Origin of the sequence: Catellatospora sp. NPDC049609 (assembly GCF_040675365.1) — a bacterium.
Lineage (GTDB): Bacteria > Actinomycetota > Actinomycetes > Mycobacteriales > Micromonosporaceae > Catellatospora.
On the sequence record NZ_JBFAOU010000300.1, the window covers coordinates 1 to 5,792 of the forward strand.

At 68.7% G+C, this 5,792-nt stretch carries 4 protein-coding genes and 1 pseudogene; 3 read left to right on the forward strand and 2 right to left on the reverse strand.

The window, feature by feature from the left end; all coding sequences use genetic code 11:
• Positions 1-523: 523 nt before the first annotated feature.
• Positions 524-1,699 carry a fumarylacetoacetase gene (fahA, locus tag AB0J67_RS38805; protein ID WP_363490445.1) on the reverse strand — a complete coding sequence of 392 codons (1,176 nt, stop codon included), beginning with the start codon at positions 1,697-1,699 and terminating at the stop codon, positions 524-526.
• Between the two features lie 36 nt (positions 1,700-1,735).
• Positions 1,736-2,569 (reverse strand): hypothetical protein, encoded by an 834-nt coding sequence (locus tag AB0J67_RS38810; protein ID WP_363490447.1) that lies wholly within the window; start codon positions 2,567-2,569, stop codon positions 1,736-1,738.
• Between the two features lie 114 nt (positions 2,570-2,683).
• Here AB0J67_RS38810 and AB0J67_RS38815 point away from each other — a divergent pair, with 114 nt between their 5' ends.
• The 3 genes and pseudogenes from AB0J67_RS38815 to AB0J67_RS38825 all read left to right on the forward strand — a co-directional run.
• Positions 2,684-3,850: a homogentisate 1,2-dioxygenase domain-containing protein gene (locus tag AB0J67_RS38815; protein WP_363490449.1), complete on the forward strand. Its 1,167-nt coding sequence runs from the start codon at positions 2,684-2,686 to the stop codon at positions 3,848-3,850.
• A gap of 277 nt (positions 3,851-4,127) precedes the next feature.
• Positions 4,128-5,621, forward strand: a complete 1,494-nt coding sequence (locus AB0J67_RS38820) for a sugar transferase (RefSeq protein ID WP_363490451.1) — start codon at positions 4,128-4,130, stop codon at positions 5,619-5,621.
• A 34-nt stretch (positions 5,622-5,655) separates the two neighbouring features.
• A pseudogene (locus AB0J67_RS38825) lies at positions 5,656-5,792 on the forward strand (sulfate adenylyltransferase small subunit); the annotation flags it as partial.

The window sequence follows — 5,792 nt, forward strand, 5'->3', positions numbered from 1 at the left end:
TCTGTTTCATACCAAAGGAATCATCACGAGGATGAAATAAATTGGCACTGGCTTAAATAGCACCCTGTTGAGTTCTCAAAGAACAAGCACACACCTTGCTGGTGTCCCACATTGTGGGATCCCGCTCGGGGCAACTCGTCTAACTTACCCGATCACCTGGCCCGTGTCAAGCTAATCTTTCCTGATTTTTCAGGATCGATTTCCATCGACGTTTCAGCTGACCAGCCCGAACACACTGCCACTTTGTAGTGGTTAGATCAGTTCGGAAGAACCTGCAACCCGGCCGGCGGTCACTTCCGAGAAGAATCTCGGCGGACTCATCCGCCCGGCTCGTTGCCGGCTCGAAGAACATTACCCGGTCGGTTTCGCGAGCGCAAGTCCCGCACCACCCAGATGTCCCGCGGTTTCCGGACTTCGACTTGAGCTTGTCGCTCGCGTGTTTTGTCCGTTCCCCGCTGGCAGAGAGAACATTACGCAACGCCTCGGCGGCCGTGCAAATCGGGGGGCTGCGGCCCCGATCACATCAGACCTGAGCTGGGAAAACAGTCCCTGCAACGGCACCGAGCTCGATGTCGGCCACCCGTGCCCGCAGCACGACGGTGTCCCCGTCGGCCAGGAACGTGCGCTCCTCGCCCTTCACCATCACCGGCTCCCGCCCGCCCCAGGTGAGCTCCAGGAACGAACCCACCTCGCCGCGGGTCGGGCCGGACACCGTGCCGGAGGCGAACAGATCCCCGGTACGCAGGCTCGCCCCGTTTACCGTCAGGTGCGCCAGCTGCTGCGCGGGCGTCCAGTACATGGTCCGGAACGGGGGCGTCGCCACCACCGTGTCGTTCCACTCGACGGTGATGGCGAGGTCGAGCGCGCGCCGGTCGTCGGCGAGGTACGGCTGCACCGCCGGGTCCTGCGCCGGCGCGTCGGTCCAGGCGTCGGGGCCGAGCGCGGCCAGCGGCGTGATCCACGCCGAGACCGACGTGGCGAACGACTTGCCCAGGAACGGGCCGAGCGGCTGGTACTCCCACGCCTGGATGTCGCGGGCGGACCAGTCGTTGACCAGCACCACGCCGAAGACGTGGTCGGCGAAGCGCTGCCACGGCACCGGCTCGCCCATGGTGGAGCCGACACCGACCACGAACCCGACCTCGGCCTCGATGTCCAGGCGCCGGCAGGGGCCGAAGACGCCCTCGCCGAGCTGGCCGCCGGGGCGTACCACCGGGGTCTGGCTGACCACGACGGTGCCGGCCCGGCCGTGGTAGCCGATGGGCAGGTGCTTCCAGTTGGGCAGCAGCGGCGGCTGGCCGGGGCGGAAGATCTGGCCGACGTTCGAGGCGTGGTGCTCGGAGGAGTAGAAGTCGACGTAGTCGGCGACGCTCCAGGCCAGCGCGTTGGTCACGTCCGCGAGCGGGATGAGCAGCGGCTCCACCGCGGCCCGGTGCGCCGGGTCGGTGAGCAGCTCGGTGATCCGCTGCCGGACCGCGGACCAGTGCGCGGGGCCGAGCGCGAGGAAGGCGTCGAGGTTGGGCGCCCGCAGGCTGTCCGCGGCCAGGATCAGCCCGGCCGCCTCCGCGGCAGCCAAATCAAAAGCAACATCGGCGATGCGTACGGCACATCGGGGCCGCCCGTCCGACGGCACGATCACTCCGTACGGCAGGTGGTTGATGTCGTATCCGCTGCCGGCCGCACCGGGCACCCAGGTCATGCCGTCTCCTTGCTTGGTTTTGCGCAGCGCCCGCACTCAGGCGCGTCCGTCCAGTAGTCCGAGTTTCTGCAGGTCGGCGAGGGGCTCGGGGATGCTGCACGTGCCGAAGCCCACCCACAGCGGGCGGGCCTGGGTGCGGCGGGCGCGGACCGCCTCGATCAGGGTCAGCGGCTGGGTGGTGGCCAGCAGGCCGGCGACCTCGGTCACCTCGACGCCCTCGGCGGCGGCGCACGCGGCGGCCAGCACGTTGAGGAAGCCGTGATGGGTGAAGCCGGTCTCGGGGTCGGTGTGGCGGATCGCGTGGTGCAGGCCGGCGGTGAGCTTGAACGGCAGCCCGCGCTCGTGGCACGCGATGATGACGGCGGCCAGCTCCATCGGTGTCGGGAACAGCTCGGCGGCCAGGCCGCCGGTGCGGAACTTGGCCGCCACGGCCGACCCTGCCGCGCGCGCCTCGGCGAGCGCGTCCAGCGCGGCCAGCAGGCCCCAGGCCAGCGGGATCTCCGCGTACCCGCGCACGCCGCGTTCGCGTACCCGATGCAGGAAGTCACGCAGGGCGGGCTGGGGATCCTCGCCGCGGCGGGCCATCGCCGCCTCGACCTGGACGACCCGCACGCCGTCAGGCGCGGCGGCGAAACAGTCGGCGAGCGGCCCGTCGGCGATGACGCCGACCGCCAGCTCCTCGCCCGCGGTGAGCAGCGGCCCGAGCTCGCGCAGTTGCGACGCGGGCACCAGCAGCGGCCCGACGAGGGGCGCGTACCAGGCGCGGCGGTGTTCGCGGTGGGCCGCCACCGCGTCGGGCAGCGTGGCGCTGCCGGGCGGGAAGACCGCGGCATCGTCGAGCAGCTGCGCCAGCAGCGGTGGCGTTGACATGATCAGTCAATCTAGTGGACGCTACAGAGAGCGGACAAGAGTGTCCGATTATCGGACGCATCTCTTCGTAAAGTGGACACCGCTCCTAAAAGCGACACCAGGAGGTCGGTCTACATGCCGTACTACCGCACCGTCGGCGAGGTCCCGCGGAAACGGCACACGCAGTTCCGCAAGCCGGACGGCGGCCTCCACGCCGAGGAGCTGATGGGCCAGGAGGGCTTCTCCTCCGACTCGTCACTGCTCTACCACCTGCACGCGCCGACCGCGATCGTCGCCGCCGAGGAGTTCGAGCCGCCCGCGTGGACCCGGCTGCCCAACCGGCCGCTGAAGCCGCGCCACCTGCAGACCCACAAGCTCGACCAGTCCGGCGCCGACGCGGTGCTGGGCCGCCAGCACCTGCTCGCCAACGACGACTGCCGCATCTCGTACGTGCTCGCCGACACCCCGTCGCCGCTCTACCGCAACGCCATCGGCGACGAGTGCCTCTACGTCGAGGCGGGCCGGCTGCGGGTGGAGACGGTCTTCGGCGCGCTGGAGGCGGTCGAGGGCGACTACGTCGTCATCCCCACCTCGGTGGTGCACCGGCTGGTGCCGGTCGAGCCGACCCGGCTGCTGGTCATCGAGGCCACCGGGCACATCGGGCCGCCCAAGCGCTACCTGTCGGTGCGCGGGCAGTTCCTGGAGCACGCGCCGTACTGCGAGCGCGACCTGCGCGGGCCGGCCGAGCCGCTGCTCGTCGACGGCACCGACGTCGAGGTGCTGGTCCAGCACCGCCGCGGCTGGACCCGGCACGTGTACGCCCAGCACCCGTTCGACGTGGTGGGCTGGGACGGCTGCCTCTACCCCTGGGCGTTCTCGATCCACGACTTCGAGCCGATCACCGGCCGGCTGCACCAGCCGCCGCCGGTGCACCAGACGTTCCAGGGGCCGAACTTCGTGATCTGCTCGTTCGTGCCGCGCAAGGTCGACTACCACCCGCTGGCCATCCCGGTGCCGTACAACCACCACAACGTCGACTCCGACGAGATGCTCTTCTACACCGGCGGCGACTACGAGGCACGTCGCGGCTCGGGTATCGGCCAGGGCTCGATCTCGCTGCACCCGTCCGGGTTCACCCATGGGCCGCAGCCGGGCGCCGCCGAGCGTTCGATCGGAGCCGAAAGATTCGACGAACTGGCTGTCATGGTGGACACATTCCGCCCCTTGGATCTGTGCGAGCCCGCGCTCGCCTGCGAGGATCCCGGATACGCCTGGACGTGGTCGGGCAGGGCTCCGGGGTAAGCCCACCGACGTTCCCATGAACCACCGAGATAGGACGGTGCGCGGAATCGGGCGGCGGTACGCCGTCATTCGCGCATCGTCCTATCTGCTCTCATACGTACGGCTGATTGGGCTGCCGCACAGCGAGTCCATTAGCTGACAATGGCCTGTTTTTAATGTTCCAGACATAGATGTTAAGTAGAGTCAGGACGGCCTGGCGGGGAACGTGGCGTTAAGCCATCACGGGGCAAAGCGCGTCGGCAGATCGCCAGCAGTGCACTTCAGTGGGGAGCTGAGAGTGACTACCGTCCACATAGGTGCTTCGGGCACCGCGGGCCAGAACGTCCGTGCGCCGCGCACCACCACGCCGACCAGGGCGTTGCCTGGCGCTCGGGCCCGGTGGGAGTCCCGCTACGTCAAGAGCCTGGTCCTCTCCGACGGCGCGGTCGGACTCGTCGCCGCCCTCGTGGCGCTCAAGGTCATCTTCGGTCGCACGGACCTGGCCGAGTACATCGCCTTCAGTCTTTCTCTGCCCACGATTTGGATTCTGGCGCTTTTCGCCAACCGGGCATATGACAGACGCTATCTATTTGTTGGTAATGATGAGTACCAACGTGTTCTGCACAGCGGCCTGGTGCTCGGCGCGGTCATCGGACTCGGGTCGTACTTCCTGCACCTGGGGGTCGCCCGCGGCTACGTCGTCATCGCGGTGCCCATCGTCACCGTGTACGGCATCATCAGCCGCTACACCCTGCGCCGCCGGCTGCACCGCGCCTGGGCCAAGGGCAAGTGCCTGCGCCAGGTCGTCGTGGTCGGCCACGAGAGCTCGGTGGTGGCGCTGACCCGCCAGCTGCGGCACGAGCGCTACCACGGTCTCGGCGTCGTCGCGGCCTGCGTGCCCGAGCTGCGCGTCGGCTCCCCGCTGGCCGGCATGGGCATCCTGGTGTACGACACCATCCGCGACGTCCACACCGTGGTGCGCGAGGTCGGCGCCGACATGGTCATCGTGCTGTCCTGCCCCGAGCTCGAAGGGCCGGAGCTGCGCCGCCTGGCGTGGAGCGTCGAGACGCTGGACGTCGACCTGATGGTCGCCAGCGCCCTGTTCGACGTCGCCAACAGCCGCACCACCATCCGGCCCGCCGACGGCCTGCCCATGCTGCACCTCGACCACCCGCGCTTCTCCGGCGCCCGGCGCTTCGTCAAGGACGCCTCCGACCGGATCCTCGCCGCGATCGCGCTGTTCATGCTCGCGCCGCTGCTGCTGGTCTGCGCGCTGGTCATCCGCTTCAGCCGCGACGACCGCGGGCCCGCCCTGTTCCGGCAGGTGCGCATCGGCCAGCACCGGCGCGAGTTCGTCATCTACAAGTTCCGCACCATGTACACCGACGCCGAGGCGCGCCTGGCCGACCTGAAGCACCTCAACGAGGGCGACGGCGTGCTGTTCAAGATGAAGAACGACCCGCGCGTGACGCCGTTCGGCCGCTGGCTGCGCCGTTACTCGATCGACGAGCTGCCCCAGCTGATCAACGTGCTCAAGGGTGAGATGTCGCTGGTCGGCCCGCGCCCGCCGCTGGACTCCGAGGTCGACCAGTACCCGGCCGACATGCACCGGCGCCTGGTGGTCAAGCCCGGCCTGACCGGCCTCTGGCAGGTCTCCGGCCGCTCCGACCTCTCCTGGGACGAGTCGATGCGGCTCGACCTGCGCTACGTCGAGAACTGGTCGCTGACGCTCGACGTCGTGATCATGCTTCGCACCTGTACCGCTGTCCTGCGCAGTTCCGGCGCCTACTGACGCCCGCGACGAAGACGAAGAGGAGACGACACCAGTGACGACGTTCCAGGTTTCGCATCTCGATGCTCTCGAAGCCGAGAGCGTCTTCGTGATGCGGGAGGTCGTGGCCGAGTTCGAGCGTCCGGTGCTGCTGTTCTCGGGTGGCAAGGATTCGATCGTGATGCTCCGGCT